Genomic DNA, 26,601 nt, shown 5'->3' with positions numbered 1-26,601 from the left:
TCTATCGAGATTTGATAGAACAATCACTTTCCCATGTGGGAGCGAGCCTGCTCGCGAAGGCGGTGTGTCAGCCACCTAAAATGTTGGCGGACAGGACCTCTTCGCGAGCAGGCTCACTCCCACAGGTTATTTGCCCGGTGTCAGGGTCAACTGAGTCTTGCCATACACCTTGTCAAAGTTCTGCGGTTGCATCGGCAGGCTCATGTATTGCCCTTTGAGCCAAGGATCGATGCTGTTCAGGTAATTAGGGCTGGCAGGGTTGCCCGACTGACCGGTGCCGTTCTGGCCCATCAGCGGCTCGGCCTGGCCGAAGTCGACGATGAAGCGCATGGCCGGCGCCAGCGTGGTGTTGAAGTCCTGGCCCCAGGCGAACGCCGCCGTGTTCAGCGTGGTGTGGTCACCACCCGCCGCAACCGGGCCACGAACGGTCTGGCCATTGGCGTTTTTCCATTCGTAGCGGTGCAGTTTGCCCCACTGCCAGGCTTTGTGATCGCCACCCAACTGGCTGTCGCCGGCGCTGATCGCTGCCGCGAGGCTGCGAGCGAGGATCGCTGATTTGTCTTCTTTCTGCGGTGTGCGGGCGTCATCCCAGAATGGGCTGTCTTCGCGTCCCAGCAAATGATCGGCCTGCGCCGCGTAAGACAACTTGCCATTGGCGACAAAGGCTTTCCACGTCGGGCTGCTTTCCGGACCCAGTTCGTCGAGGAAGATTTGCTTCATGCTTTCCTGCAGGAACAACTCGTAAATCGCTGCATCGGCGGAAGTCGTGCCGAGCTTGCCGTCGAACGCCATCAGGCGGGTATACGCCTCATGAGCCTTGCCGCGATCGGCAGCCGGCAGCGCTTCAATCGCCTGCTTGAGCGGCTGGGCCATGCCCGGGGCCTCAAACATTTTCTTCAACTTGGCGGCGAAGGTGGTGGTCTGGTCGTATTGCATCGCGATCACGCTGCGCGTGTCGTGTTTGCCGGCGCCCGCCAGTTCGGCCAGGCGTTCGCCACGTTCCGGCGCTGCCCAGGAATTGGACAGTTGCATGCCGTAGCCATGGGGAATGACACGCTGGTTGGCAGTGCCGAGCCAGCCTTGGGCCGGGTCCTGGTCGTAGGGGTGCAGCATCGGGTCGGCGTAACCGTCCCAATCGTAGCGTCCTTCCCAGCCCGGCGACGGCAGCAGGCCTTCGCCTTCGCGGCGGTTCGGGTAGCGGCCGGTGACTTGCCAGCCGATGTTGCTGGCGTCGGCGAACACCAGGTTCAGGGCGATGGCGCGGATCTCGCGGCTGGCGTCCGAGGCTTTCTCGACGGTCTGGGCCCGGGACAGGTCGAAAAACGCGTCCAGGGATTTGTCGTCGGTGAAGCTCGGCATTTGCAGGGCAAGGCCGAAGCCGTTGGCCAGCGTGGTGCCTTGGGCGCTGTTGAGCAGCGGGCCGTGACGGGTTTCGTACACCACTTCGCGAATCGGCCGCTGGCCTTTGACGAAGTAGGTTTCGTTGCGCACCACGGCGGGCTGCCATTTGCCGCCGACTTCATAGGTGAGGCCGTTGCCCTGGCGTTTGATTTTTTCCAGGAACAGGTCCTGGTTGTCGCCCATGACCGTGGTCATGCTCCAGGCCACTTTGCCGTTGAAGCCACCGAGCACCATCGGCAAACCGGCAATGGTCACGCCCGCCGCCTGATATTTCGGCGCGCGGATCTGCACGTAGCTGAACAGCGACGGCACGCCCAATGGGCCATGGCTGTCACTGGCCAAAATGCTTTTGCCAGTGCGGCTGCGTTGCGGGCCGATCGCCCAGTTATTCGATGAGGTGGCGCCCAGCAGATTCAGGTCGGACAGCTGCCCCGTGGCGTTGCTGATTTCGGCCAGGCCGGGGATCGCGCCGTTGAGCTTGATGCCTTGCAACTTGTCGGCTTCGCCCAGCGGCAGTTTTTCATCGGGCGCGGACGGCGTCAGCCAGGCGAGTTTGTCGGTGGTGACGGTCTGGGCCAGCATCAACGAGGAAATTTCTTCCGGCAGGTTGGCCGACTGGCTGAAGTTCAGCAGGCAGAAGATCAGCGCAGAATCTTCCGGTTTCCAGTATTCAGGCTTGTAACCGGTGGCCGCGAGGTCCGCTGGCAGCTTGTCGCGGTAGCGGAACAGGTAGGCGTTGACACCGCGCGCATAGACTTCGAAGAAGCGTTTGAGGCGCGGCGAAGAGGCTTTGTACAACTCGCTGGCGCTTTTCTTCAGATTGACCGCGCGCATGTAGCGGTCGGCGTCCAGCAAGTCGGCGCCGGACATTTCCGCCAGACGGCCTTCGGCCAGCAGCCGCAGGGTGACCATTTGCGTGATGCGGTCGCTGGCGTGGACGTAACCCAGGGCGAACAACGCGTCGTGGAAGCTGTTGCTTTCGATCAACGGCATGCCCATGGCATTGCGGCGCACCGAAACGTTCTGCGCCAGGCCCTTGAGCGGCTGCACACCGGAGGTCGGCGGGACGGTGTCCTGAGCGTCCCAGGTCTGACAACCGGACAGGCTCAAGACACCGGCCACTGCTGCGGCAACGCCGAACCGGGGAAGAAAATGTGTAAGGGCTGGCGAGGCCATGGCAAAGCTCCTGCGGGGGTAAAGGCGCAATAAAGGCGCTACGTTAGTGAGCAGGAGGAGGGCGCGCAAGCGGCGGGCGGGGTTATTTCAAGATTTGTCTGATAAACCACAACTTCAGAGGAAATGATGGCCCTTGTGGCGAGGGAGCTTGCTGTGGCGAGGGGGCAAGCCCCCTCGCCACAGAAGCTCCCTCGCCACAGGGGCAGGCGTGGTTCTCAGGATTTTGGTGGGTTGATTTTGGCCGCCAGGGCATAGGCTTTCACGGTCGCCGGGCGGTTCTGGATGTGGTTGAACCAGCGCAGCACGTTCGGGAAGTCTTCCAGATTCTGGCTCTGCCACTTGTGGGAAACGATCCACGGGTAGATCGCCATGTCGGCAATGCTGTATTCGCTGCCGGCGACAAACTCATTGTTCGCCAGCTGCTTGTCCAGCACCCCATACAGGCGCGCGGTCTCGTCGATGTAGCGCTTGATCGCGTAGGGGATTTTCTCCGGTGCGAACTGGCTGAAGTGATGGTTTTGCCCGGCCATCGGCCCCAAACCGCCCATTTGCCAGAACAACCATTGCAGCGCCAGCTGACGACCGCGCAGATCCTTGGGCAGGAACTGGCCGGTTTTTTCCGCGAGGTACAGCAAGATCGCCCCCGACTCGAACACCGACAACGGCTCACCGCCATCGACCGGCTCATGATCGACGATGGCCGGGATTTTGTTGTTCGGCGAGATTTTCAGGAACTCGGGTTTGAACTGCTCGTTCTGGCTGATGTTGATCGGGTGCACGTTGTACGGCAGGCCGGCCTCTTCGAGGAATATCGAGATTTTGTGGCCGTTGGGGGTGGTCCAGTAATACAGGTCGATCATGAAATGCTCCACATCAAGGATGGTGTCAGGTGGGGACAGCAACCGCGGGCATCAGGTCGTCCTGTTTGCGTTCGATGGCTTGCCTGTTAGAGGAGGTGATGCTGAAGTGGGTGAAATTCAATGACCCCGCAAGAGAAAAAACCGGCATGGAGCTCAAGACCCGCGCAGCGCTGATCATCATCGATCAACAAAATGGCATTCTGCATCCCCGGCTCGGTCGCCGGAATAATCCTCAGGCCGAGGAGCGAATTCTTGATCTGTTGGCGTTTTGGCGCCGAACCGGGCGACCGGTGATTCACGTGCAGCACCTGTCCCGCTCACCGGATTCAGTGTTCTGGCCAGAGCAGTCGGGTGTGGAATTTCAGGAGCGGTTCCAGCCAAAGACCGGCGAGCAGCTGATCCAGAAACAGGTACCGGATGCCTTTTGTGCGACGGGGCTGGAGGCGAGTTTGCGCGAGGCGGGGATCGAGCAGTTGGTGATTGTGGGCGTAGCCACGAATAACTCGGTGGAGTCCACGGCGCGAACGGCCGGGAATCTGGGGTTTGACGCGTGGGTGGCGGAGGACGCGTGTTTTACCTTCGACAAGGCGGATTATTTTGGCACGGCGCGTTCAGCCGAGGACGTGCATGCGATGTCGCTGGGGAATTTGCACGGGGAGTATGCGACGGTCGTGAGCACTGCGCAGATTCTGAACTGAGGGTGACTTTGGGGCCTCTTCGCGAGCAGGCTCACACCCACAGGGGTTTTATGTCGTTCATAGAACCAATGTGGGAGCGAGCCTGCTCGCGAAGGCGATTCAACAGGCGAACAATATTTGCGCCCGAAGCATCAAGCGCCGTGGCACTTCTTGAATTTCTTGCCGTTGCCGCACGGGCAAGGGTCGTTGCGGCCGACGTCTTTCAGGGCGTTGCGCACCGGTTCCTGGTGAGCGTGGCCGCAGTTCGGGCCGTGAACATGGCCATGGTCGTGATCATGGTGGTCGTGATGGTCATGATCGTGGTTGCAGTCAGGGCCATGGACGTGGGGTTGCTGGGTCATCGGGTGTGCTCCGGAATTAAATCGGCGGGGATTATCACGCCATTGCGCGCAAGGTGCACGTCATGCGCGATGAATAAACCGGTTTGCAGTACACCTTCCAGACGATAGGGGATGGGTTGGTCGGGTTTTTTCAGCATTTTCACCAGATCGCGCACCTTGGGCCACAGGTTGGTACGGATCGGTACCTTGAAGTAGGCGCTGTGTTTGGGACCGACCGTAAACCAGTGGTCGTGCTCGCCCTCGGTCAGCAGGATGTCACCCAAATGAATCCGGTATTCGAGGCTGCGCACGGTCAAGTCGCTGTCGTTGGGGTTGTCGATGCGAAAGTGCAGGATGAATTTCTGCTCCAACAGTTTCGCCCGCACCACTTCAACCTTGACCAGATGCACCTCGGGGTCCGGCTCGTCATCATCGAACCACGACGCACAGCCAGCGAGCCCCAGAAACAGGAGCAGGCTGAGCAGATTAAGTGCGTGTCGCCGGGTGATCATGATCCTGTATCTCCCTTGAACCTGACGCTCACCTCAACTGTTGAAATACCCCGCGCAGCATTTCTTGAATTTCTGCCCGCTCGCGCATGGACAGGCGTCATTGCGCCCGGCCTTGAGTTGCACGGTCGGGTCGATGAAGTACCAGTGGCCGGCGTTCTGCACGAAGGACGAGCGCTCGCGGTGGCTGTGTTCGCCGCTGCCGTCGTGCCAGCGCGCGGTGAAGGTCACGAAAGCGTGTTCCGGCTGGCCGCCGAAGACTTCGGAGCTTTCCACCTCCAGGCCCAGCCAGGTGCTTTGCGCGCTCCAGTCGCTGATGGACTGACGATTCAGGCCGGCCTGTTGCGCGGGCAGGGTGGTCGCCACTAGATAGTCGATCAGCCCCAGCACGTAGGCGCTGTAGCGCGAACGCATCAAGGCTTCGGCACACGGCGCCGGATGCCCGGCGTGGTAATGACCGCAGCAGGCATCGAGCAGGGTGCCGCTGCCGCAAGGGCAAATGGATGTACTCATTGCATTACCACCAATATTTCCCGAAGTTTTCCGGATTGGCCCAAAAGCGTGAGTTGAGCCAGTCGGGTACTTGTTTGTATTCAAGCAGATCATAGGTAAACAGGGTCAATACCTGTTCATCGCGCTGGAAGCGTTCACTGGCCTGCAGGGCCAGGGAGAAAAAATCCGTCTCCTGCCAGCCGCTGGCCGACATGTCCGTCAGCACCGCAATGCGGCTGGCGTTGAGGTTGCGGATCCCGCCGAGCAGGTTCAAGCCATCGCGCTTGGGCAAATGTTCGAGGCAATCGACCGCCAGTGCCAGATCGAACCGGCGTGCTGCCAGGTCCGCCGGCAGCGGCCCCGGAGCGGCGTGGGCCACACACGTATCCGGGTGGGCCAGTTTGAATGCTTCCAGGGCGGGGAACTCACTGGCACCGATCAGCAACAGTTGCGCGGGGGCGTATCGGTCCAGCAAAGCGGCCAACGCCTGCTGCGGCGTGCGCGAAGAAATACCTGCAATCATCAAAGATCCTCAGTCAGAGCGCGAAGATTAGCCTGCCCAAACGTCCGGGCCTAGAGCGGGTTTACCGCAAATGCGCCAATCCGTCGTGAACGCGGGATAAAACAGCAATGGCCTATTGCTGGCGGAGATTAAAAGTCGGGTCTTTACTACCTGAATCGGTTCTAAGCCGATCCCTCAGGAGAAAACTAGATGAGCATAGTTCGGACAGCATTACCCTTGGTTCTGCTCACCAGTGTGTTGACTGGTTGCGCAGGTTTGCAGAAAACCGACTGGCCGACCTGTGCGGCTGTCGGTGGTGTCGTGGGCGCGGGTCTCGGCGCGACCGAGAGCTCCGCATGGGCAGGCTATGGCGCGCTGCTCGTCGGCGGCACGGCAGCGGCCTATTGCTGGGTTCACGGTGATGGCGACGAAGACGGTGATGGTGTACCGGATAGCCGCGACAAGTGCCCGGGCACACCGCACGGCGTGAAAGTCGATGCCGACGGTTGCCCTCCACCTGCGCCGGTGGTTGAAGAGGCTGTAGTGGTCAAGGAAGAAACCATCGTCATCCGCGATGTTCACTTCCAGTTTGACAAAGCCACCCTCACACCATCCGACAAACAGGTCCTCGACAAGATCGCCACTAAATTGAAGGCGGAAGCGCCTACTGCTCAACTGACCGTTACTGGTCATACCGACAGCGTGGGCAGCGATGCCTACAACCAGAAACTGTCGGATAAACGCGCTCACTCGGTGGTTGAATACCTCATCGAGCAAGGCGTGCCTCGCAGCAGCTTCGTGTCTGTGGTCGGTGCCGGTGAAAGCCAGCCGGTCGCCGATAACAAAACCGCTGACGGCCGCGCGCAGAACCGTCGTACGGAAATCCATATCCAGCGCTAAGTCCCTCCGCTCCGCGGCTTGTATAGTCGCGGATGCGGGTCTTTACTCCTGTGTAACCGGTATGGGCCGGTAACACAGGAGCTTTCAATATGAGCGTACTCACAAGGACCGTCCTACCGGTTCTGCTGCTTGGCAGCCTGTTGACCGGTTGCGCAACTCACAGCGATGGCACTGCCCCCCTCAATCAACGCACCTGGCCGATCTGCAGCGTCATTGGCGGGCTGGTGGGCGGCGGTTTGGGCGCCATCGAAAGTGGCGGCTGGGCGGCCGGAGGAGCAGCGCTCGGAATCCTGACTGGCGGCTTGATCTGTTACGCCCAGGATGGCGACGAAGATGGCGACGGCGTTTTCGATCGACGCGATCGTTGCCCCGATACTCCCGCCAATACGCCGGTCGAACATCATGGTTGCCCGTTGCCGCAATACCCGGCCAGCGTGAAACCTGCCGAACCCGTACCCGAAGAAGTCATCACCCTCAACGATGCGGGCGACGTGCTGTTTGCGTTCAATAAATCTGACCTGACCCCGTCTGCGCAGAATCAGCTGACTGCGCTGATGCCGAAATTGCAAAGCGCCGATGTGGTGAGCATCAAGGTTGTCGGCCATACCGACAGTGTCGGTTCCGATGTTTACAACCAATTTTTGTCGGAACGTCGCGCCACCAGCGTGGCGGCCTATCTGATGAACCAGGGGCTGGACCCGAACAAACTCACCAGTGAAGGCAAGGGCGAAAGTGAGCCTATAGCCGATAACGCGACTGACGAAGGCCGCGCGAAAAACCGTCGCGTGGAATTGCACATCAATCGCTAAGCCGCGAAATAGAGCCGTCGGCACGCCAATGCAGTGGTGCCGATGGCCATTCGGCGGTCTTCATGAAGAATTTTCCGTTGCCCTCTGGCGCATCCCTCGTGGAAGCCGTTACTGTGCGCCCAAAGAATAATGATCAACGGGGGAGCGTATGAAGGTGTTTTGGGGGCTGGGGAAGTTATTGACCCTGCTGTTCTGGTTGGTGGTGCTGGTCAATCTGCTCACGCCGTTTGTTTATCCGCTGCACCCGTTGGTCAATCTGGCCGGGGGCTTGCTGGCACTGTTCCATCTGCTGGAGCTGGTGTTCTGCAACCGCAGCCTCAAAGGCCGCGCCCACCCTTGGCGTGATCGCCTGCAGATTGCCATTTTCGGCGTATTCCACCTGCAAACCATTCCGGCTCCCTCCGCACCGAAGGCTTCCCATGCGTAATCTCTGTCTGCTCGCCGCATTTATCAGTCCATTGGCCTGCGCACAGGTTGTCAGTGTCGAAACCAACTCGTTGATGCGCTTGCCCAACACCGCCAGTACGTTGCAACTGGAGCGGCTGGAAGTCGCCGATTACGGCACTTTGCTGATTCCTTCGAACGTCACCGAAGTGACCGTGGGCGAACTGCACCTGGGGCGTGAGGCGCGAATTGCCATTGTGCCGAGTGAGCAACCACTGGAATTTAAAGTGCACCGTGCCGAGTTGTCGGAAGGCAGCCAGATCACCGCGAGGGGCGCGCCGGGGAGTTTCCAGAAGGCTGCACGCTCGGGGCGCAACCTGAACTTGCAGATCAAGGCATTGAACGCTCCGCAATTGTTGGTGGATGCTCGCGGCGGCGCGGGCGCACCGGGGTTTTTCGGTCTTGACGGCGCCAATGGCCAGGATCCGGGTTGCACCTGGGGCCAGGCCGGTCGCGGTGCCGATGGCAGCGACGGCAGTGACGGTCAGCCGGGAGCTCCGGGTGCGCTGGTGAAGCTGGAAGTGCCGCGCGATTACCCGGCGGATAAAATCAAGGTGCAGGTCGCTGGCGGTGCCGGTGGACTTGCAGGTCCTGGTGGTAAACCGGGAGCGGGTGGCCAGTCCAAAGGCTGCCTGGTGTACAAGGCCGATGGCGGCAAAAGTGGCCGTCCGGGCGCGGATGGCCAGCCTGGGCCTGCCGGTGCGGCGGGTTCTGTAACCCTTCAGCGCCTATAAAAAACAACCGAGAACCCCTGTGGTGAGGGGGCTTGCCCCCGTTGGGTTGCGAAGCGATCCTCCCCAATACCGGAGTGTTTCCGCGATTTTGCCAGTGCTACGCACTGGAACGGGGGGCAAGCCCCCTCGCCACAGACGCTCCTCGCCACAGGATGTGAACGGTTCAGAACATCGGCCGGGCCGCAGCAATCGCCACCAGCAGCAGTCCCACCATCAGATTGATCCCCACCAACCGCCGAATCTTCCCGAGCACGGCCGCACCCGCCGGCCAATCCTGCGCCGTCACTGCAATGCGCAACTCCGGCAGCATCAACGCCTGGATCCGGATAAACAACGCCGTCATCACCACATACAACCCCATCATCACCTGCACATAACGCGGCGCGGTCTCGAACCCGGCGTATTGCAGATGAATCATGCCGACACCGCTGATCGGCAGCAGCACTACCGCGACCCAGACCCAGCGGAAAAACCCTTGAAACACTTCCACCCACAGCTTCAAGCGGGCAGGGCCTTCCAGCGCTTTCATGGCGGCGGGGCGCAAGACCATCCAGGCGAAAAACATGCCGCCCACCCACACTAGGGCTGACAGGACATGCAGGGTATAAACGATGCCAAAAGGTGTCATTGGGGTACTCCGTTCTGCGCGGGATTAATTAGCGGGGTATGATAGCCGCCATCCGAAACCACTGAAAATTTATCCAGCGTTTTTAGCGCCCGACAATTCATGATCAGCACCGAACTCAAAACCACGATCCAGGGCGCCTATTCGCGTTTTCTCGAAGCCAAGAGCCTCAAGCCGCGCTACGGACAACGCCTGATGATCGCCGAAATTGCCAAGGTCCTCGGGGATATCGACACCGACGACGAAGGTCGGCGCAGTGGCGACCCCGCGATTGTCGCGGTGGAAGCCGGCACCGGTACCGGCAAAACCGTGGCCTACAGCCTGGCGGCGATCCCCACCGCCAAGGCTGCGGGCAAACGCCTGGTGATCGCCACGGCCACCGTCGCCCTGCAAGAGCAGATCGTCTACAAGGATTTGCCCGACCTGATGCGCAACAGCGGGCTGAATTTCAGCTTCGCATTAGCCAAGGGCCGTGGGCGCTACATGTGCCTGTCCAAGCTCGACATGTTGCTGCAGGAAGGCCACGCACAAACGGCCACGGCGCAGCTGTTCGAAGAAGAAGGCTTCAAGATCGAGGTCGACGAGGCCAGTCAGAAGCTGTTCACCAGCATGATCGAAAAACTCGCCGGCAATAAATGGGACGGCGACCGCGACAGTTGGTCCACGGCGCTGGAAGATGCCGACTGGGCGCGCCTGACCACCGATCATAGCCAGTGCACCAACCGCCATTGCCCGAACTTCGGCCAGTGCGCCTTTTACAAGGCCCGCGAAGGCATGGGCAAGGTCGACGTGATCGTCACCAACCACGACATGGTGCTGGCCGACCTGGCCCTGGGCGGCGGTGCCGTGCTGCCGGACCCGCGCGACACCATCTACGTGTTCGACGAAGGCCATCACCTGCCAGACAAGGCCATCGGCCACTTCGCCCATTACACGCGGCTGCGTTCCACCGCCGACTGGCTGGAAACCACCGCGAAAAACCTCACCAAACTGCTGGCCCAGCACCCGCTGCCCGGCGATTTGGGCAAGTTGATCGAGCAAGTGCCGGAACTGGCCCGCGAGATCAAGACCCAACAACAATTCATGTTCACCGCCTGCGAGCAGGTCGCCGACTTCAAACCCGGCGAAGACGTCGAAGGCCGCGAGCGGCCGCGTCACCGCTTCGTCGGTGGAGTGATTCCCGAGCACATGCGCGAGATGGGTGTCGAGTTGAAGAAGGGCTTTGCCCGGCTTACCGACCTGTTCACCCGGCTCACCGAGTTGCTCAAGGAAGGCATGGACGGCGAGGTCAACATCGGCATCGCCAGTAATCAGGCCGAAGAGTGGTACCCACTGTTCGGTAGCCTGTTGTCCCGTTCTTCGGGCAACTGGGAATTGTGGGTGGCGTTCACCGCTGAAGACCCGGAAGACAACCCGCCCATGGCCCGTTGGCTGACGTTGGCCGAAAGCGGTTCGCTGTTCGACATCGAGGTCAACGCCAGCCCGATCCTTGCCGCAGAAATGCTCCGGCGCAACCTGTGGAACGTCGCTTACGGCGCGTTGGTGACCTCGGCCACCCTGACGGCCCTCGGCACTTTCGACCGTTTCCGCATGCGCGCCGGTCTGCCGAAAAAAGCCGTGACCGCCGTGGTCCCGAGCCCGTTTCACCACGCCGACGCCGGCGTGCTGCGAGTGCCGGACCTGAAAGCCGATCCGCGGGATGCACCGGCCCACACCGCGGCGATCATTCGGGATCTGCCGCAACTGGTTGAAGGCTCCCGGGGCACGCTGGTGCTGTTCTCTTCCCGCAAACAGATGCAGGACGTGTTCGACGGCCTCGACCGCGACTGGCGCAAGCAAGTGTTCATTCAAGGCAACCTGTCGAAGCAGGAAACCTTGAACAAGCACAAGGCGCGTGTCGATGGCGGGGACTCCAGTGTGCTGTTCGGCCTCGCGAGTTTTGCCGAAGGGGTCGACTTGCCCGGCGCGTACTGCGAGCACGTGGTCATCGCGAAGATTCCGTTCTCGGTGCCGGATGATCCCGTCGAAGCCGCATTGGCGGAATGGATCGAGGCCCGTGGCGGCAATCCGTTCATGGAAATCTCCGTACCGGATGCCTCGCTGAAACTGGTCCAGGCCTGCGGTCGCTTGCTGCGGACCGAAGAAGACCGCGGCACCATCACCTTGCTCGACCGACGTCTGGTCACCCAGCGTTACGGCAAAGCCATCCTCAATGCGCTGCCGCCGTTCCGTCGCGAAATTTCCTGATACACCGGTGGGCACATTTGCCCGCCGCGTTGTCTATCTCTCTACCATCGCTTTTCCACTGACCCTTGAAGGTCGTTAGGGAGAACCACGTTCCTATGATTCGCCGTTCGTTGCCCGCTGTATTTGCCCTGATGTTCGCAGCCCCTTTGCTGGCGGCCCCCGCCGGCCAACAGACGCTGTTCAACTTTGTACGCCCCGCTGACGTGGTCCAGGTGGCGACTCAGGACGCCAGCCTGCCGCAATCCAATGCTGAGCAAACAGCCGAAGGCGAAGTGTTGCGCCGGGTGACGTTCAACCCGGTGGCCCAGCCGAGTTTGCGTTTGACCCCGCAAACCGGTGCCTGGGACTGGTCGCAGTCGGGCGCCATGAGCCTGCGAATCCAGAGTGCAATGGATTGGGCCGTGACCCTGTACGTGAAAATCCAGAGCAATGACGGCAAGACGCTGGTCAGTCGCGTCGATTTGCCGGCCGGCCCGGCGCAGACCTTGCTGGTGCCGTTGGTGGCAAGCTCATCGTTGAGCCAGGGCATGAAAGCCGGGCCGCCGATGCCGATGACGGTCGACGGCCAGCGCATTTTGCTGGCAAGCAGTGCCGGTGAACTGGATCGCAGCCAGGTGGTGTCGGTGACCCTGTCGATGGATCAGCCGAAAGTGGCCCAGAACATCTTGCTCGAACGTTTTGGCGTGCAGGACGGTGACGCCGTGACCCAAGCCGTTTATGGCGGATTGGTAGATGCTTACGGTCAGTCAACCCGGGCCAAATGGCCGGAAAAGGTCAGTAGCGATGAACAATTGAAAAGCGCCGCCGCCAAAGAACAGCAACAACTGAAAACCTGGCTGGCCGAGCGCGAAAAAACCTCCCTGGACACTTTCGGTGGCTGGACCAAAGGCCCGACGTTCAAGGCCAGCGGCTTTTTCCGCACCGAGAAACGCGACGGTCGCTGGTACCTGGTGACGCCGCAAGGTCATCCGTTCTATTCGCTTGGGGTCAATACCGTGACCCCGGACGTCAACCAGACCTACGTCGCCGGCCGTGAGTGGATGTTCGAGACCCTGCCAAAACCCGACGAGCCGCTGGCTAGCCATTTTGGCGAAGGTGATAACCGTGGCGGCAACGGCGCCGATCAGGGCCGTAGCTACAACGCCGGGCGCTGGTACGATTTTTACGGCGCCAACTTGCAGCGGCTGTATGGCGAACCGTGTGCGCTGGGCAGCGATACCAAGGCCGGTGTCGCCGAAGCGGCCAAGGCCGACGCGGTTGAAGCGACGGTCGAGAAGGCTGCCGAGCAACCCGTTACGCCTTCGACTGCCGAAGCCGGTGTCGCTGAAGCGGCCAAGACCGGTGCCGCCGAAGCGACCGAGGCGAAAGCGCTTGAGCAGAAACCCGCAGAACCCTGCAAAGCAGTGGTGGATGAACAACGCTGGACCGGCCACACCCTGGATCGCCTGCAAGCCTGGGGCTTTAACACTATCGGCAACTGGAGCGCCCCGGCGCTCGGCGATGCTGATCGCGTGCCGTACACCTTGCCGTTGTCGATCGTCGGCGATTACGCCAGCATCAGCACCGGCACCGACTGGTGGGGCGGCATGCCCGACCCGTTCGATCCGCGTTTCGCCATGGCCACCGAACGCGCCGTGGCCATCGCCGCCCGTGATCATCGCGACGACCCATGGCTGATCGGCTACTACGCCGACAACGAATTGGCCTGGGCCGGTCCCGGTGACGACCCGAGAGCCCGTTACGCGTTGGCTTATGGCACCTTGAAAATGACCACCGACGTGCCGGCCAAACGCGCGTTCCTCAAGCAACTGCGCGACAAATACCGCAATCAGGCGGGGCTGTCCAAGGCGTGGGGCATCGACTTGCCGGCGTGGGAACTGATGGAAGACCCGGGATTCGTGCCGCCGCTGCCAAGCGCTGACCACCCGGAAATCGAGGCCGACTTCAAATACTTCCAGAAGGTCTTCGCTGATACCTACTTCAAGACCATCTCCGACTCGCTCAAGTGGCACGCGCCGAACCAGCTGTTGCTGGGCGGTCGTTTCGCCATCAGCACCCCGGAAGCCGTGGATTCCTGCGCCCAGTATTGCGACGTATTGAGCTTCAACATGTACACCCTGCAACCGCAGGACGGCTACGACTTGGCCAAGCTGCGCAGCCTCGATAAACCGGTGCTGATCACTGAGTTCAACTTCGGCTCGGCGGATCGCGGCCCGTTCTGGGGCGGCGTGACGCAACTGGCCAAGGAAGAAGACCGTGGGCCGGCTTACGCGAACTTCCTCAAGCAGGCGCTGAGCGAACCTTCGATTGTCGGTGTGCATTGGTTCCAGTACCTGGACCAACCGGTGACCGGGCGTTTGCTGGACGGTGAGAATGGTCACTTTGGTCTGGTGGGGATTACGGATCTGCCGTTCCAGGGTTTTATCGATTCTGTGCGCAAGAGCAACCTGGCGGCTGTCGATCAGTTGGGCAAAGAGGCCGCGAAAGCGGCGGCCGAGGCAGACAAGGCCAGCCACGATGCCGAAGGCGGCAGAAAGGCCGAGGCCGGCAAAGGCCCGGGCAGGGGAGCCGGTGGGCATTCTGGCCAAGGGCACTGAGTCCTGAAATACCGCGTCATCGTTCTTCGCGAGCAGGCTCGCTCCCACACTGAATCTGCGGTCCACCAAAGATCCCTTGTGGGAGCGAGCCTGCTCGCGAAGCGTCATCAGCATCAACGATATCTTCAAACAAGCCGATAACCGCCCAGCCCAACCCTGTTCCCAAAACGGCTAATGGCTGGAACAATGCGGGCCACTTTGTATAGCGATTATCCGGGAGCAATGCGGGTGCAGATTCAGGGTCATTACGAGCTCAAGTTCGAAGCCGTGCGCGAAGCTTTCGCGGCGCTGTTCGACGATCCTCAGGAACGTGGCGCAGCCTTGTGTATCCAGGTCGGCGGTGAAACCGTCCTCGACCTCTGGGCCGGCACTGCCGACAAGGATGGCAGCGAAGCCTGGCACAGTGACACCATCGCCAACCTGTTCTCCTGCACCAAGACCTTCACTGCGGTCACGGCCCTGCAACTGGTGGCTGAAGGCAAGCTGCAGCTGGACGCCCCGGTTGCCCGCTATTGGCCCGAATTTGCCGCCGCCGGCAAAGAATCCGTGACCCTGCGCCAATTGCTCTGCCATCAGGCAGGCTTGCCGGCGTTGCGCGAATTGCTGGCGCCGGAAGCGCTTTACGACTGGCAAACCATGGTCGACGCCCTCGCGGCCGAAGCGCCGTGGTGGACGCCGGGCCAAGGCCACGGCTACGCCGCGATCACTTACGGCTGGCTGGTGGGCGAGTTGCTGCGCCGCGCCGACGGTCGTGGGCCGGGAGAATCCATCGTGGCGCGGATCGCCAAGCCATTGGGCCTGGATTTCCATGTCGGCCTGGCCGATGAAGAATTCCATCGCGTGGCGCACATCGCGCGTGGCAAGGGTAATGTCGGCGATGCTGCCGCCCAGCGCCTGCTGCAAGTGACCATGCGCGAACCGACCGCCATGACCACCCGGGCTTTCACCAATCCGCCGTCGATCATGACCAGCACCAACAAACCCGAATGGCGGCGCATGCAGCAACCCGCTGCCAATGGCCATGGCAATGCACGCAGCCTGGCTGGGTTCTACGCCGGCCTGCTGGATGGCAGCCTGCTCGAAGGCGAGATGCTCGACGAGTTGACCCGCGAACACAGCCTCGGCGACGACAAGACTTTATTGACCCGGACCCGCTTCGGTCTGGGTTGCATGCTCGATCAACCGGACGTTCCCAACGCGACCTACGGCCTCGGCCCGCGTGCGTTCGGCCATCCGGGCGCTGGCGGCTCCATCGGTTTTGCTGACCCGGAACACGATGTAGCCTTCGGTTTTGTGACAAATACCCTGGGGCCGTACGTCTTGATGGATCCACGCGCGCAGAAGCTTGCGCGAGTACTGGCCACTTGTCTGTAAAACCCGCTCAAAGGTTCCAGTACCGGAACCCGGCAGCCTTTTCGGTTTCAAAGCGTCAGTTTGTGCGGGCCGCTTCGGTCTGACTTTTCATTACTTCATTTTTCGTGGATATCCGATGTCATCCAAACCAACTCTCGCCCTGGCCCTGTGCTTTGCTATCACCGGTTGTGCACAGACCCCAAAAAGTGATTCCGATGGTGGCAGCTGGTGGCCGTTCGGTTCGTCCGACAAAGTCGCCGCTAAAGAACCGGCTCCAGCTCCAGCCGCGGCCCCAGCTCCGTCCCCGCTGAAACCTGCTGCCACCGCACCCGTTGCCAAAAGTGAGAGCGCCAGCCCTTGGTACTGGCCGTTTGGTTCCGATGATGCCGCTGCCAAGACCGCTGCCAAGCCTGAAGTAAAACCTGAAGCCAAACCGGTCCCGGTCGCCAAGGCTGATGCCGACGCGGGTAACTCGTGGTGGTGGCCGTTCGGCGGCAAGGATCAGAGCGCTGCCAAAGTTGCGCCAATCGACCCGAAAGTCACCCAGGCCTGGCTCGACGACTACGAACCGCGTCTGCGCGAAGCGATCAAGGACAGCAATCTGCAACTTGAACGCCGCGAAAACGTGTTGGTAGTGACCGCACCGGTAGAAGGCTCCTTCAACCCGGATCGTCCAGCCATGCTGCTGCCGGTCACCCTCGGTCCGTTCACCCGTGTCGCGAAAATCCTCGAAGTCGATCCGAAAACGGCCGTGCTGGTACTCGGTCACAGTGATACGACGGGTGCCGCACCGGCCAACGTGAAACTGAGCCAGGAACGTGCACAAGCCGTCGCCGCCATCTTCCGTCTCAGCGGTTTGCAGCGTGATCGCCTGATGCTCCGCGGTATGGGCGGTGACGCTCCGCGTGCGGCCAACGACAGTGTTGAAGGTCGTGCCTTGAACCGTCGCGTGGAATTGCTGGTGACCCCGCAGAACACCATGGTGGCGCTGCTGGCCAAGTACAACATGCCGGCCCCGGCGCCAGTGACCCTGATCGCGGCCAAGGACATCAAGCCAGTGGCAACTCCGGTCACCCCTGCGCCAGCGGCGAAGAAAGCAGCTGTACCGGCGACCAAAAAGGCCCCGGCCAAGAAAGCCACCGCCAAGAAGGCACCTGCTAAAACTGCAACGCCGGCGAAGAAGACGGTGCCAGCCAAAGCCGTTGCCGACGCCAAGAAAGTCGACGTCGCAGCTGACGCCACCAAAAAGTGATTCGTTAACCAAAAGGAATGCACCATGACCCAAGGCCTGGCTGATATGCGTCGTGACTACACCCGTGATGGCCTGACCGAGGCGCAAGCCCCGGCGGAGCCGTTCGGGCTGTTCCACCAATGGTTCGCCGACGCGGTGAAAACCGAGCAAGCGCCGGTGGAGGCGAACGCCATGACCTTGGCGACGGTCGATCAGGACGGTCGACCTCATTGCCGCATTCTGTTGCTCAAGGGGCTGGACGAGCACGGTTTTACGTTTTTCACGAACTACGACAGTGCCAAGGGGCAGCATCTGGCGGCGAATCCGTTCGCGGCCATGACCTTTTTCTGGCCGGCCCTGGAGCGCCAGGTACGTATCGAAGGTCGGGTGGTGAAGGTCTCGCCGCAAGAGTCCGATGCATATTTCCAGGTACGTCCACTGGGTAGCCGTCTCGGTGCCTGGGCGTCACCGCAGAGCCGGGTGATTGCCGATCGTGCCGAACTGGAAGCGCTGCTCAAGAACACCGAGCAACGTTTCAGCGATACAGCGCCGCACTGCCCGGATCACTGGGGCGGATATCGCTTGCTGCCGGAACGCATCGAGTTCTGGCAGGGCCGTGCGAGCCGCCTGCATGATCGCCTCAACTACCGCCTACAGGGTGCCGACTGGATTCTTGAACGTCTGGCACCCTAGGCAGTCTACCGTTCGGGATACCCTGCTGCAGCGGCCTCAAGCCACTGGGGCAGGTCCCGGCGCTTGATTTTCTGGGCGTGAGCGTTCGCCAGTTGCTGGAGCATGAAAGCTTTTTTCTGTTCGTCCTTCCCAGCCAAAGCCAATGCCAGGTCACGGTCCATCCAGCGTTTTATCCGCACGTACAGCCACCAATGGAAGTACAGACCAGCGACGGTAGTGATGAAAACGATGAAGTAATCCATGAAGATCCTTGGGGCGTAAATGTGCAGGGGCGCCTGTACCGGGCCTGAATCAAAACATTTTTATCCCGGCCATGCCGTGACAGGCGTCAAGCTGCGGGGTTTAATGAATACCTGTCCTTTGGAGTTGATGCTATGCGTAAGTCTGTTTTGTTGGTTGCTTCCTTTTCCACGATGGCGATGTTGCTCACTGGCTGCCAATCCAGCCTGACCGGTGACTCCTACTCCCGTGATGAAGCGCGTCGTGTGCAAACGATTCGCATGGGCACCATCGAAGCGCTGCGCCCAGTGAAAATCGAAGGCACTAAAACCCCAATCGGCGGCATCGCCGGTGCTGCGGTCGGCGGTGTTGGCGGCAGCGCCATCGGCGGCGGCAAAGGCAGCATCGTTGCCGCAGTCATCGGCGCAGTCGCCGGCGGCCTGGTAGGTTCGGCGGCCGAAGAAGGCCTGACCCGCACCCAAGGCGTCGAAATCACCGTTCGCGAAGACGACGGCAGCATGCGCGCCTATGTTCAGCAAGTTCAGGAGAATGAAGTGTTCCGCGTTGGCGAGCGGGTGCGGATTGCTACTGTTGATGGTACGAGCCGCGTTTCGCACTAAGCGGGAATGGGCAAAGAAAAACCCCGATCAGGTGACTGGTCGGGGTTTTTTTGTCTGTGGCTTCGTACTTCTTCGATTACCAGTTTTCGCGGTAGTCAAAAGAGATTTGGTAGTCAGAATCGGTGATTTCAATCGTGTGGCGGAAGTAAGGTTGGATAATGGCGGCCCATTGGCTACCCACATTGAAACCTCCGTTGTTAATGTTGTTCTCTACGGGAATTCCGAGAGCATTAAGTACTGATTCATCGTCGCCCAGATCATCAGAGAATTCTTCGCCCTCAAAATTTTCCGTTTGCTTGTGAAACCATTCCAGCCTTAGTTTTAACCCCATCGTCGCTCACCTGTTACCGGATCACTGTGCAGCGCGGGTTCCGATGAAATACTCCAAACCTTCAGGAAAATCGACTTTTAGTAGCAGTGCTATTTGAAGGATTTGACTGTCGGTTAGCTCAAGTTCACCAGGTTCTAGTTCTTCAAATGTTTTAGATTCGGTCAATTGGGCCAATTCCTCATTCAGCTCAGCATCTCTGATGCTAAGTTCGAACTGCAGCGAGTCGTCTTGTTTTTCGTCGGGGTAAAAACCGGTGATCGATAGGTAACGCATGGTGTTTTTCTCTTGTGTCATTTTGAGGTCCTTCTGCCTGGTTTCGCTTTTTTTGTGCGTTTACCTGTTATGTGATTGAACTCGCCCAAATGCACTCCGAATTTATCGTACTGCTCTACGGCGCCGCTTTTTGAGTCCCACTCATATATTCGGCCTCTACGGTCAAGCCACCGGGCTCGCTTTTTGCCCCCGCCTTGAACCGAGACCTTCGGCTTGACCCTGGATGCATCGGGAAACCCTGGGAGCGTTTCGGGATCTTCGTAGTATTTATGATCGCCAGGCAACGACAGAACAATGTAAACCGGCCTCACCCCCGACCCCACCGGGAATACAAGAATGAAATCCTTGTACTCAGGTGGATACACCGGGTTCACGATAATGCTGGCCGCCGCCGGCGTCGGCGGATACACCCAGATATGCGGCGCTTGCGGTGCTGCCTCCAGCGCTGGAATGCCGAGGGTGTCCGAGCCATCCACGGCCGGTGTCCAGATCAGTTCAACGCCTTCCCCGAGATCCGCCACCTGCTGGCTGCCGCGCAGTGTGAACTGCACGACATCGACCATTTCCCAATAGCGATTCTTGCCGGTGTAGAACCCGTAGCCCTTGAGGCTGCCGTCAGCCTGTTGCTCGACCTGCAAACGAACGCGGGTTCTGGCCTGTTTCAGGGCACGCAGTTGATCTTCGGTATAGAGCGCGCTATCACCCAGGCTCGGCGTCCAGAACAAGGCGACGACACCGGCCAAGGTGGCGGCAGTGGCAGCCTCAAGTACCAATAAAGGTGCAGCGAGCGTCGGGGCTCTAAGTGCCAGTCGACCAATGCCGAGGGAGACGGTACTGCCACTGATGGTTTCGAGATTCAACAGCCCGGCATCGTCTGCATCACGAGCACCGAGCCAGGCAATTTCGCCGTAATCCTTGAGGCTGTCGGTCGGAACCACACCCGAAGGATTCGAGTAATCGATTATGGCGTCCGGCAGGTTGCAGGACTTGGCGAAGACGCATCCCGCACGAGGGATGTCGGGTTTTTTCGTCGAGGCCTGAAGACGATCTTCAAAAGCCTGCTGCCGGGCGAGCATGGCGTCGTAAGCGCTTTGTCGCGCATCGCGCTGAGCCAGTTCGGTGGCCGACATGAAGCGGTGGGTGACGTGATGACCGTCACCGGAGGGTGGGTTTTGAACCCTGGGTACTTCCTTGTTGCCAGCCACTGATCTTCCTTGCGTTCGTCCGTCGACAGCCCCCGATAAAGGGACTGTGCGACGTTAACGAACGAGGTGGATCGTGGCTGTAGGACGAGTCCTTGATGCTGCTAGGAGCGTTCTCTTTCGTTCAGGATTGCAACACGGCGCTCTTGCGACTCGCCATCGCGGTCACTGCATAACCGATCAATGCCGCGAGAATCGAGCCGGTCAGAATGCCCATCCGGTCCATCCCGGCGTAGTCGCTGACGCCTGGTTCAAATGCCAGGGAGCCGACAAACAGGCTCATGGTGAAACCGATCCCGCAGAGAATCGATACCCCCAGCACATGGCCCCAGTTGGCGCCTTGGGGCAGGGCGGCGATGCCGATTTTCACCGCCAGCCAGGTCAGGCCGAACACGCCAACGGTTTTACCCAGCAGCAGGCCGGTGGCGATGCCCATTGGGACGTGGTGGGTGAAGCTTTCAACGGTGACGCCGCTCAGGGACAGGCCGGCGTTGGCGAAGGCGAACAGCGGCAGGATGCCGTAAGCCACCCACGGGTGCAGGGCGTGTTCAAGGGTCAGCAGTGGTGAAGACTCGGCGTTTTTGGTGCGCAGCGGAATGCAGAACGCCAGGGTCACACCAGCCAACGTGGCGTGGACGCCGCTCTTGAGTACGCAGACCCAGAGGATCAAGCCGATGATCATGTACGGTCCAAGCTTCACCACGCCGAGCCGGTTCATGGCGATCAGCGCGATGATGCAGGCGGCCGCCAGCGCCAGCGACAGCGTCGACAGGGTTCCGGAATAGAAGATCGCGATGACGATGATCGCGCCCAGGTCGTCGATGATCGCCAGGGTCATCAGGAACAGCTTCAGCGATACCGGCACGCGCTTGCCGAGCAAGGCGAGTACGCCGAGGGCAAAGGCGATGTCGGTGGCCATCGGGATGGCCCAGCCGCCCAAGGCTGCCGGGTCGTCACGGTTCAGAAACCAGTAGAGCAGCGCCGGCACGACCATACCGCCAATCGCCGCGGCGCCGGGCAGGACGATTTGCGAAGGGTTCGACAGCTGGCCGTCGAGGACTTCGCGCTTTACTTCCAGGCCGATCAGCAGGAAGAACATTGCCATCAGGCCGTCGTTGATCCACAGCAGTAACGGCTTGGCGATTTTCAGCGCGCCGATCTGAGCGACGACAGGGGTGTCCAGCAGCCCGCTATAAAGCCACGAAAGCGACGAATTGTTGATGATTAAAGCCAGGGCTGCCGCGGCGATCAGTAACAGACCGCTGGCAGCTTCCAACTGAAAGAAACGCGTGAAAGTGCTACGCAGAGGCAAGGTCGCTCTCCATCGATGAATTCAAAAGGTGGCACACCCTAACCCGTACTGTTAGTTGTTAAAACAAAAGTTATATTCTTTTTTGTTATATGCCGTAACAACGTGAAGGACGGGACCGGGCTTGAGCCTAGCAGTTGCCGGCCGTATTGAACGTCAGCTGTACCTGTGCGGGATGTAGGTTTTTTCCTAAGCTTGAAGGCTGAGCCTTACAAAAAGGCCGACTCAACGAGAAAACGATCATGAGCGACAACCGACAGTGGGCCCGCGAAGCCATCCGGATCATCGAGGCGGACTTCCAGCGCAGCGCCGATACCCACCTGATCCCCTTGCCGCTGCCGGGTTTTCCGGGCATCGAGTTGTATTTCAAGGATGAATCCAGCCATCCCACCGGTAGCCTCAAGCATCGCCTGGCGCGCTCATTGTTTCTGTATGCGTTGTGTAACGGCTGGCTCAAGCCGGGTGCGCCGGTGATCGAGGCATCCAGCGGTTCGACGGCGATTTCCGAGGCGTACTTCGCCAACTTGCTGGGTTTGCCCTTCATTGCGGTGATGCCAGCGACCACCTCGAAAGAGAAGATCGCGCAAATTGCGTTCTATGGCGGCAAGAGTCATCTGGTTGACGACCCGACCCAGATCTACGCCGAGTCCGAACGATTGGCGCGCGAGCATGACGGTCATTTCATTGACCAGTTCACCTATGCCGAACGCGCCACCGACTGGCGTGCGAACAACAACATCGCCGAATCGATCTTCCATCAGATGCGTTTCGAAAAGCACCCTGAGCCGAGCTGGCTGATCTCCAGCCCCGGCACCGGCGGCACCACCGCAACGCTGGGGCGTTACGTGCGTTATCGCCAGCATTGCACCCGCGTGCTGTGCGCCGATGCCGAGCGTTCGGTGTTTTTCGATTACTACCAGACCGGCGATGCCAGCCTGCGCCTGGAGTGCGGCTCGCGGATCGAAGGCATTGGCCGGCCACGGGTGGAAGCGTCGTTCCTGCCCAAGGTGATTGATGCCATGGTCAAAGTGCCGGACGCGTTGTCCCTGGCGGCCATGCACTATCTGGCGCAGCGATTGGGTCGGCGAGTGGGCGGGTCGAGCGGGACCAATCTGATCGGCGCCTTGATGGCGGCTCAGCAGATGGCCGCGGCGGGGGAGTCGGGTTCGATCGTGGCGATTCTGTGTGATGGCGGCGAACGTTATGCCACCACGTACTACGATCAGGATTGGCTCAACGGCCAAGGGTATGAGTTGAGTGGTTTGATGGCGATGGTGGCGGCGAGTGTCGAGCGTGGTGAGGCGCTCCCATCGACGGTACTGCGCGCCAACATCTGACACACCGAAGACCCAATGTGGGAGCGAGCCTGCTCGCGAAAGCGGTAGATCAGTCAACATCTCTGTTGAATGTTAATCCGTCTTCGCGAGCAGGCTCGCTCCCACAGGGGGGATGTTTGTCAGACATCGAGGCCTAGGATGTCGCGAGCCACGGCTTCGGCAATCCGAATACCATCCACACCCGCCGACAGAATCCCGCCCGCATAACCCGCGCCTTCACCGGCCGGGAACAAGCCCTTCACGTTCAGACTCTGCATCGACTCATTACGCGTAATGCGCAGTGGCGACGAGGTGCGTGTCTCGATCCCGGTCAATACCGCGTCATGCAGCGAGTAACCGCGAATCTGCTTCTCGAACGCCGGCAGCGCTTCACGAATCGCTTCAATGGCAAACGCCGGCAAAGCCAACGCCAAATCACCCAAAGCAACGCCCGGCTTGTAGGACGGCTCAACACTGCCCAACTCAGTTGACGGCTTACCGGCAATGAAGTCGCCGACCAGTTGCGCCGGCGCTTCATAGTTGCTGCCGCCCAGCACAAACGCATGGGATTCCAGGCGTTCCTGCAATTCGATGCCGGCCAGCGGGCCGCCTGGGTAATCGACTTCCGGGGTGATGCCGACGACGATCCCGGAGTTGGCGTTGCGTTCGTTACGCGAGTACTGGCTCATGCCGTTGGTGACCACACGGTTCGGCTCGGACGTCGCCGCGACCACGGTGCCGCCCGGGCACATGCAGAAGCTGTAGACCGAACGACCGTTCTTGGCGTGGTGAACCAGTTTGTAATCGGCCGCCCCGAGTTTCGGGTGGCCGGCGTACTTGCCCAACCGAGCGCGGTCGATCAGCGACTGCGGGTGTTCAATGCGGAAACCCACCGAAAACGGCTTGGCTTCCATGAACACGCCACGGCCGTGGAGCATGCGGAAAGTGTCCCGGGCACTGTGGCCGAGGGCAAGAATCACGTGTTTCGAATGGATCTGCTCGCCGCCATTGAGCTCGACGCCGACCAGTTGACCATCCTCGATCAACACATCGGTGACGCGTTGCTGGAAGCGGACTTCGCCGCCCAGCGCGCGAATCTGCTCACGCATGTTTTCCACCACGCCGGTCAGACGGAACGTACCGATGTGCGGTTTGCTGACGTAGAGGATTTCGTCCGGCGCACCGGCCTTGACGAACTCGTGCAGGACTTTGCGGCCGATGAATTTCGGGTCTTTGATCTGGCTGTAGAGCTTGCCGTCGGAGAAAGTCCCCGCACCGCCTTCACCGAACTGCACGTTCGATTCCGGGTTCAGCACGCTTTTACGCCACAGGCCCCACGTGTCCTTGGTGCGCTGGCGCACTTCGGTGCCGCGTTCGAGGATGATCGGCTTGAAGCCCATTTGCGCGAGCAACAGCCCGGCGAAAATCCCGCACGGCCCGAAACCGACGACCACAGGGCGTTGCTGCAGATCGGCCGGCGCGTGGCCGACCACTTTGTAGCTGACATCCGGCGCCACGTTGACGTTACGGTCATCGGCGAATTTGTGCAGTATCGCGGCCTCATCCTTGGCGGTGAGGTCGATGGTGTAGATGAAGCACAGTTCGGAGGACTTTTTGCGCGCATCGTAGCTGCGCTTGAACAAGGTGAAATCGAGCAGGTCATCGCTGGCGATGCCCAGGCGCTGCACGATGGCAGGGCGCAGGTCTTCTTCGGGATGGTCGATCGGCAACTTCAGTTCAGTGATTCGTAACATGGCAAGACCCGGTTCGCGGGGCGCACAACTGCGCCAAGGCGTTGGAAACCGGTGATTATAAGCCCCAAAGACGGATTCCGTGAGGCTTAAACGATCAGTCGTTACGCGCACCACCGAAATACGCGCAACCGCGCTGTACCTGGCCATTGATGCGCAGTTCGGCGCTCATGTGCTGGACGCTGCCAGTGGTGCTGTCGGTGCATCGTTGCGGCGCAACCCACAGTTCAATGTGTTGGTTATTGGCTTCGGTGCTGAGGTTGAAACGGCCGTCGCCCAGCTGTTCTTCCACATAAGGGACGGCCAGGGGCGGTTGACCGGCGAGATCGATGACCATGCCTTTGCCGCTGACCTTGACGTTCCACTCAGGCGAGTGACCGGCCGCGCGCAGAATCTGCAGTTTGAAATTGGGATCGTCGCACGCCGTGCCCGAGCGCTCGACGCGGTACAGCTGCTCGAGATCGAGGCGGCTGTCGACGATGCGCCCGCGCACATCGGCAAACAACTTGCCCTGTTTATCAGCCAGGGACGCAGCCTGTTGCAGCACGCTGGTGCCGCCAGTGTCGTTGACCACATAGCTGCTGGTTGCATTGCAGGGCTGGAACAGCAACTTGCCGTCCGCCGCCGTCAATTGGCCTTGCATGCGGGTCTGACCCGCGTGGGAGGCGCTTTCACGCGGGCCATCAAACAACTGACAGGCGGCAAACAGCGGCAGCAGGGCAACGACGACTAACGAACGGGCAACACGCATCTTTGGCTCTCCAGACAAGTGTCGCCACGTTACTCAGGCACGCCTGCGATCACAAGGCTTGTGTGCCAGGGATTGAGTTGCCGGGTGCGTCCCAGCATAGTGGCGCCCTTGTCCAGGATCGGGCCCACTTGCGCATGAACCAACACCTGTCTGTTTTCCCAAAACGGCTGTACGCACTGGATGCGCTACGTGGTATCGCGGCGTTGGCGGTGGTGTTCTGGCATTGGCAGCACTTCTTTTTTCAAGGGGCGTTGCCAGGCCCGCTGCAAACCGAACAGCAACCTTTCTATAGCGTTTTCGCCTTGTTTTATCGACACGGTGGCGATGCGGTTGCGCTGTTCTTCAGCTTGTCCGGGTTCATCTTTTTCTGGTTGTTCGGCCAGGCCGTGGCGCGCAGGGACGTGAGCGGAAAACAGTTCTTCATCGAGCGTTTCAGCCGCATCTATCCGCTGCATCTGGCGACCTTCGCCGCTGTTGCGCTATTACAGATGATCTACACACGGTACACGGGGAACGCTTTTGTCTATCCGTTCAACGATCTCTATCACGGCGTGTTGAACGTGTTTCTCGCCCCGGCCTGGGGATTGGAACAAGGCTGGTCATTCAACGCCCCGGCCTGGTCGATTTCGGTTGAGGTGTTGCTCTACGCGGCATTTTTCCTGCTGTGGCGCTATTCGCCCCTGCCCATGCTGATCAGCCTTTTCTTGATCGCCGTGGCCGCTTACGTGTTTCCTGCGCAGTACAAAATCACGCTGGGCGTGTTCAGCTTTTTCTGCGGTGGTGTTGGCTATGTGTGGGTGACGTGGCTGCTGCAACGGATGCCAACGCGCTGGGTGGGAATGGGTTTGACGATAGGGTGTGTGGCGGGGTGGTGGTGGTTCGGTGCTGATCAGCCGTTGATCAAGTTTGCGCTGTTGTTCCCGCTGACGATCATGGCCATTGCAGCCTGTCATCAGATCCTGGAACCGATTGCCCGGCGCCTGGCATGGCTGGGGGATATCAGTTACGCCTCCTATTTGCTGCACTTCCCTCTGCAAATTATCGCCGCGCTGCTGGCCGATAAATTCTTTGCGGGGCGAAGTGTCTTTTATCAGCCGTGGACGCTGCTGCTGTTCTTTGCAGTACTGATCAGTGTCAGCCTGATCTGCCATCGCTGGTTCGAACGGCCAATGCAACAGTGGCTGCGCAAGTTTGGGCGCGAGCGCCTGGCGAGCGGCGTGATCGCTCGCCAGTAACGC

General features: G+C 60.2%; 27 protein-coding genes. 13 read left to right on the top strand and 14 right to left on the bottom strand.

What is annotated here, in order from left to right; all coding sequences use genetic code 11:
- Positions 1-126: 126 nt before the first annotated feature.
- Together AC07N8_RS06965 and AC07N8_RS06960 are read right to left on the bottom strand one after the other, a co-directional pair.
- On the bottom strand, positions 127-2,577 hold the full coding sequence (locus tag AC07N8_RS06965; protein ID WP_493142558.1) for a penicillin acylase family protein: 2,451 nt from the start codon (positions 2,575-2,577) through the stop codon (positions 127-129).
- Positions 2,578-2,792: 215 nt separating this feature from the next.
- A complete protein-coding gene (locus AC07N8_RS06960) occupies positions 2,793-3,437 on the bottom strand; it encodes a glutathione S-transferase N-terminal domain-containing protein (RefSeq protein ID WP_493142559.1) in 645 nt (214 codons plus the stop codon).
- A gap of 146 nt (positions 3,438-3,583) precedes the next feature.
- On the opposite strand from AC07N8_RS06960, the gene AC07N8_RS06955 reads away from it, so the two are divergent.
- Positions 3,584-4,135 (top strand): cysteine hydrolase family protein, encoded by a 552-nt coding sequence (locus AC07N8_RS06955; RefSeq protein ID WP_493142776.1) that lies wholly within the window; start codon positions 3,584-3,586, stop codon positions 4,133-4,135.
- Between the two features lie 131 nt (positions 4,136-4,266).
- Here the strand turns inward: AC07N8_RS06955 and AC07N8_RS06950 are convergent, their stop codons facing one another.
- From AC07N8_RS06950 to AC07N8_RS06935, 4 genes are read right to left on the bottom strand one after another with little or no spacing between them, the layout of a single operon-like run.
- Positions 4,267-4,476 (bottom strand): SEC-C metal-binding domain-containing protein, encoded by a 210-nt coding sequence (locus tag AC07N8_RS06950; protein WP_007906737.1) that lies wholly within the window; start codon positions 4,474-4,476, stop codon positions 4,267-4,269.
- Positions 4,473-4,967, bottom strand: a complete 495-nt coding sequence (locus AC07N8_RS06945; protein ID WP_493142561.1) for an LEA/WHy family protein — start codon at positions 4,965-4,967, stop codon at positions 4,473-4,475. Before AC07N8_RS06945 ends, AC07N8_RS06950 begins: the two co-directional genes overlap by 4 nt.
- Positions 4,968-5,000: 33 nt before the next feature.
- Positions 5,001-5,477, bottom strand: a complete 477-nt coding sequence (locus tag AC07N8_RS06940; RefSeq protein WP_027925655.1) for a YchJ family protein — start codon at positions 5,475-5,477, stop codon at positions 5,001-5,003.
- 4 nt (positions 5,478-5,481) lie between these two features.
- Positions 5,482-5,979, bottom strand: coding sequence for a DUF6231 family protein (locus AC07N8_RS06935; RefSeq protein ID WP_493142563.1), 498 nt, complete (start codon positions 5,977-5,979; stop codon positions 5,482-5,484).
- 189 nt (positions 5,980-6,168) lie between these two features.
- Here AC07N8_RS06935 and AC07N8_RS06930 point away from each other — a divergent pair, with 189 nt between their 5' ends.
- From AC07N8_RS06930 to AC07N8_RS06915, 4 genes are all read left to right on the top strand, one after another.
- Complete coding sequence (locus AC07N8_RS06930; RefSeq protein WP_483840517.1) at positions 6,169-6,858, top strand: PA1041 family peptidoglycan-binding anchor lipoprotein; 690 nt, start codon at positions 6,169-6,171, stop codon at positions 6,856-6,858.
- Positions 6,859-6,947: 89 nt separating this feature from the next.
- A complete protein-coding gene (locus tag AC07N8_RS06925) occupies positions 6,948-7,667 on the top strand; it encodes a PA1041 family peptidoglycan-binding anchor lipoprotein (protein ID WP_493142566.1) in 720 nt (239 codons plus the stop codon).
- Positions 7,668-7,815: 148 nt separating this feature from the next.
- Entirely contained in the window at positions 7,816-8,094 is a 279-nt protein-coding gene (locus AC07N8_RS06920) for a DUF1145 domain-containing protein (protein WP_194939911.1), read from the top strand.
- Positions 8,087-8,845 carry a collagen-like protein gene (locus tag AC07N8_RS06915; protein WP_483840519.1) on the top strand — a complete coding sequence of 253 codons (759 nt, stop codon included), beginning with the start codon at positions 8,087-8,089 and terminating at the stop codon, positions 8,843-8,845. Before AC07N8_RS06920 ends, AC07N8_RS06915 begins: the two co-directional genes overlap by 8 nt.
- A gap of 163 nt (positions 8,846-9,008) precedes the next feature.
- On the opposite strand, the gene AC07N8_RS06910 is transcribed toward AC07N8_RS06915, so the two are convergent.
- A complete protein-coding gene (locus AC07N8_RS06910) occupies positions 9,009-9,473 on the bottom strand; it encodes a CopD family protein (RefSeq protein WP_493142568.1) in 465 nt (154 codons plus the stop codon).
- Positions 9,474-9,572: 99 nt separating this feature from the next.
- Between AC07N8_RS06910 and dinG the strand changes: the two genes are divergently transcribed.
- The 5 genes from dinG (at position 9,573) to pdxH (ending at position 17,591) form a co-directional block, all read left to right on the top strand.
- Positions 9,573-11,717 carry an ATP-dependent DNA helicase DinG gene (gene dinG, locus AC07N8_RS06905; protein WP_027925648.1) on the top strand — a complete coding sequence of 715 codons (2,145 nt, stop codon included), beginning with the start codon at positions 9,573-9,575 and terminating at the stop codon, positions 11,715-11,717.
- A gap of 95 nt (positions 11,718-11,812) precedes the next feature.
- A complete protein-coding gene (locus tag AC07N8_RS06900; RefSeq protein WP_493142570.1) occupies positions 11,813-14,314 on the top strand; it encodes a beta-agarase in 2,502 nt (833 codons plus the stop codon).
- 228 nt (positions 14,315-14,542) lie between these two features.
- The gene (locus tag AC07N8_RS06895) at positions 14,543-15,688 is read left to right on the top strand and encodes a serine hydrolase domain-containing protein (RefSeq protein ID WP_483840844.1); all 1,146 of its coding nucleotides are present in this window, start codon (positions 14,543-14,545) and stop codon (positions 15,686-15,688) included.
- 115 nt (positions 15,689-15,803) lie between these two features.
- Positions 15,804-16,919: an OmpA family protein gene (locus tag AC07N8_RS06890; protein WP_483840522.1), complete on the top strand. Its 1,116-nt coding sequence runs from the start codon at positions 15,804-15,806 to the stop codon at positions 16,917-16,919.
- Positions 16,920-16,943: 24 nt separating this feature from the next.
- A complete protein-coding gene (pdxH, locus tag AC07N8_RS06885) occupies positions 16,944-17,591 on the top strand; it encodes a pyridoxamine 5'-phosphate oxidase (RefSeq protein WP_483840523.1) in 648 nt (215 codons plus the stop codon).
- Between the two features lie 5 nt (positions 17,592-17,596).
- On the opposite strand, the gene AC07N8_RS06880 is transcribed toward pdxH, so the two are convergent.
- Positions 17,597-17,833, bottom strand: a complete 237-nt coding sequence (locus AC07N8_RS06880; protein ID WP_493142572.1) for a hypothetical protein — start codon at positions 17,831-17,833, stop codon at positions 17,597-17,599.
- Positions 17,834-17,965: 132 nt separating this feature from the next.
- Between AC07N8_RS06880 and AC07N8_RS06875 the strand changes: the two genes are divergently transcribed.
- Positions 17,966-18,430, top strand: a complete 465-nt coding sequence (locus AC07N8_RS06875) for an outer membrane lipoprotein (RefSeq protein WP_483840525.1) — start codon at positions 17,966-17,968, stop codon at positions 18,428-18,430.
- Between the two features lie 76 nt (positions 18,431-18,506).
- On the opposite strand, the gene AC07N8_RS06870 is transcribed toward AC07N8_RS06875, so the two are convergent.
- From AC07N8_RS06870 to nhaA, 4 genes are all read right to left on the bottom strand, one after another.
- Entirely contained in the window at positions 18,507-18,761 is a 255-nt protein-coding gene (locus tag AC07N8_RS06870; protein ID WP_483840526.1) for a colicin E3-like toxin immunity protein, read from the bottom strand.
- 21 nt (positions 18,762-18,782) lie between these two features.
- Entirely contained in the window at positions 18,783-19,055 is a 273-nt protein-coding gene (locus AC07N8_RS06865) for a pyocin S6 family toxin immunity protein (RefSeq protein WP_493142574.1), read from the bottom strand.
- The gene (locus AC07N8_RS06860; RefSeq protein WP_493142576.1) at positions 19,052-20,239 is read right to left on the bottom strand and encodes an S-type pyocin domain-containing protein; all 1,188 of its coding nucleotides are present in this window, start codon (positions 20,237-20,239) and stop codon (positions 19,052-19,054) included. The genes AC07N8_RS06865 and AC07N8_RS06860 overlap by 4 nt, the downstream gene beginning before the upstream one ends.
- 121 nt (positions 20,240-20,360) lie before the next feature.
- On the bottom strand, positions 20,361-21,548 hold the full coding sequence (nhaA, locus tag AC07N8_RS06855) for a Na+/H+ antiporter NhaA (protein WP_027925641.1): 1,188 nt from the start codon (positions 21,546-21,548) through the stop codon (positions 20,361-20,363).
- 236 nt (positions 21,549-21,784) lie between these two features.
- Here nhaA and AC07N8_RS06850 point away from each other — a divergent pair, with 236 nt between their 5' ends.
- Positions 21,785-22,882, top strand: a complete 1,098-nt coding sequence (locus tag AC07N8_RS06850; protein WP_493142778.1) for a PLP-dependent cysteine synthase family protein — start codon at positions 21,785-21,787, stop codon at positions 22,880-22,882.
- A 119-nt stretch (positions 22,883-23,001) separates the two neighbouring features.
- Here the strand turns inward: AC07N8_RS06850 and AC07N8_RS06845 are convergent, their stop codons facing one another.
- Positions 23,002-24,615, bottom strand: a complete 1,614-nt coding sequence (locus AC07N8_RS06845; protein ID WP_483840529.1) for an NAD(P)/FAD-dependent oxidoreductase — start codon at positions 24,613-24,615, stop codon at positions 23,002-23,004.
- A gap of 94 nt (positions 24,616-24,709) precedes the next feature.
- Positions 24,710-25,363, bottom strand: coding sequence for a COG3650 family protein (locus AC07N8_RS06840; RefSeq protein WP_493142578.1), 654 nt, complete (start codon positions 25,361-25,363; stop codon positions 24,710-24,712).
- Between the two features lie 134 nt (positions 25,364-25,497).
- Here AC07N8_RS06840 and AC07N8_RS06835 point away from each other — a divergent pair, with 134 nt between their 5' ends.
- Positions 25,498-26,598: an acyltransferase family protein gene (locus tag AC07N8_RS06835; RefSeq protein ID WP_483840846.1), complete on the top strand. Its 1,101-nt coding sequence runs from the start codon at positions 25,498-25,500 to the stop codon at positions 26,596-26,598.
- The last annotated feature ends 3 nt before the right edge of the window (positions 26,599-26,601 follow it).

The sequence above is a fragment of the Pseudomonas sp. GW821-FHT10C09 genome (genome assembly GCF_059415465.1).
This window is presented reverse-complemented; position numbering and strand designations above follow the sequence as displayed.

Excerpts from the sequence above, each read along its gene's own strand:
- AC07N8_RS06965 (WP_493142558.1), bottom strand. The coding sequence starts at position 2,577 with ATGGCCTCGCCAGCCCTTACACATTTTCTTCCCCGGTTCGGCGTTGCC.
- AC07N8_RS06960 (WP_493142559.1), bottom strand. The coding sequence starts at position 3,437 with ATGATCGACCTGTATTACTGGACCACCCCCAACGGCCACAAAATCTCG.
- AC07N8_RS06955 (WP_493142776.1), top strand. The coding sequence starts at position 3,584 with ATGGAGCTCAAGACCCGCGCAGCGCTGATCATCATCGATCAACAAAAT.
- AC07N8_RS06950 (WP_007906737.1), bottom strand. The coding sequence starts at position 4,476 with ATGACCCAGCAACCCCACGTCCATGGCCCTGACTGCAACCACGATCAT.
- AC07N8_RS06945 (WP_493142561.1), bottom strand. The coding sequence starts at position 4,967 with ATGATCACCCGGCGACACGCACTTAATCTGCTCAGCCTGCTCCTGTTT.
- AC07N8_RS06940 (WP_027925655.1), bottom strand. The coding sequence starts at position 5,477 with ATGAGTACATCCATTTGCCCTTGCGGCAGCGGCACCCTGCTCGATGCC.
- AC07N8_RS06935 (WP_493142563.1), bottom strand. The coding sequence starts at position 5,979 with ATGATTGCAGGTATTTCTTCGCGCACGCCGCAGCAGGCGTTGGCCGCT.
- AC07N8_RS06930 (WP_483840517.1), top strand. The coding sequence starts at position 6,169 with ATGAGCATAGTTCGGACAGCATTACCCTTGGTTCTGCTCACCAGTGTG.
- AC07N8_RS06925 (WP_493142566.1), top strand. The coding sequence starts at position 6,948 with ATGAGCGTACTCACAAGGACCGTCCTACCGGTTCTGCTGCTTGGCAGC.
- AC07N8_RS06920 (WP_194939911.1), top strand. The coding sequence starts at position 7,816 with ATGAAGGTGTTTTGGGGGCTGGGGAAGTTATTGACCCTGCTGTTCTGG.
- AC07N8_RS06915 (WP_483840519.1), top strand. The coding sequence starts at position 8,087 with ATGCGTAATCTCTGTCTGCTCGCCGCATTTATCAGTCCATTGGCCTGC.
- AC07N8_RS06910 (WP_493142568.1), bottom strand. The coding sequence starts at position 9,473 with ATGACACCTTTTGGCATCGTTTATACCCTGCATGTCCTGTCAGCCCTA.
- dinG (WP_027925648.1), top strand. The coding sequence starts at position 9,573 with ATGATCAGCACCGAACTCAAAACCACGATCCAGGGCGCCTATTCGCGT.
- AC07N8_RS06900 (WP_493142570.1), top strand. The coding sequence starts at position 11,813 with ATGATTCGCCGTTCGTTGCCCGCTGTATTTGCCCTGATGTTCGCAGCC.
- AC07N8_RS06890 (WP_483840522.1), top strand. The coding sequence starts at position 15,804 with ATGTCATCCAAACCAACTCTCGCCCTGGCCCTGTGCTTTGCTATCACC.
- pdxH (WP_483840523.1), top strand. The coding sequence starts at position 16,944 with ATGACCCAAGGCCTGGCTGATATGCGTCGTGACTACACCCGTGATGGC.
- AC07N8_RS06880 (WP_493142572.1), bottom strand. The coding sequence starts at position 17,833 with ATGGATTACTTCATCGTTTTCATCACTACCGTCGCTGGTCTGTACTTC.
- AC07N8_RS06875 (WP_483840525.1), top strand. The coding sequence starts at position 17,966 with ATGCGTAAGTCTGTTTTGTTGGTTGCTTCCTTTTCCACGATGGCGATG.
- AC07N8_RS06870 (WP_483840526.1), bottom strand. The coding sequence starts at position 18,761 with ATGGGGTTAAAACTAAGGCTGGAATGGTTTCACAAGCAAACGGAAAAT.
- AC07N8_RS06865 (WP_493142574.1), bottom strand. The coding sequence starts at position 19,055 with ATGACACAAGAGAAAAACACCATGCGTTACCTATCGATCACCGGTTTT.
- AC07N8_RS06845 (WP_483840529.1), bottom strand. The coding sequence starts at position 24,615 with ATGTTACGAATCACTGAACTGAAGTTGCCGATCGACCATCCCGAAGAA.
- AC07N8_RS06840 (WP_493142578.1), bottom strand. The coding sequence starts at position 25,363 with ATGCGTGTTGCCCGTTCGTTAGTCGTCGTTGCCCTGCTGCCGCTGTTT.
- AC07N8_RS06835 (WP_483840846.1), top strand. The coding sequence starts at position 25,498 with ATGAACCAACACCTGTCTGTTTTCCCAAAACGGCTGTACGCACTGGAT.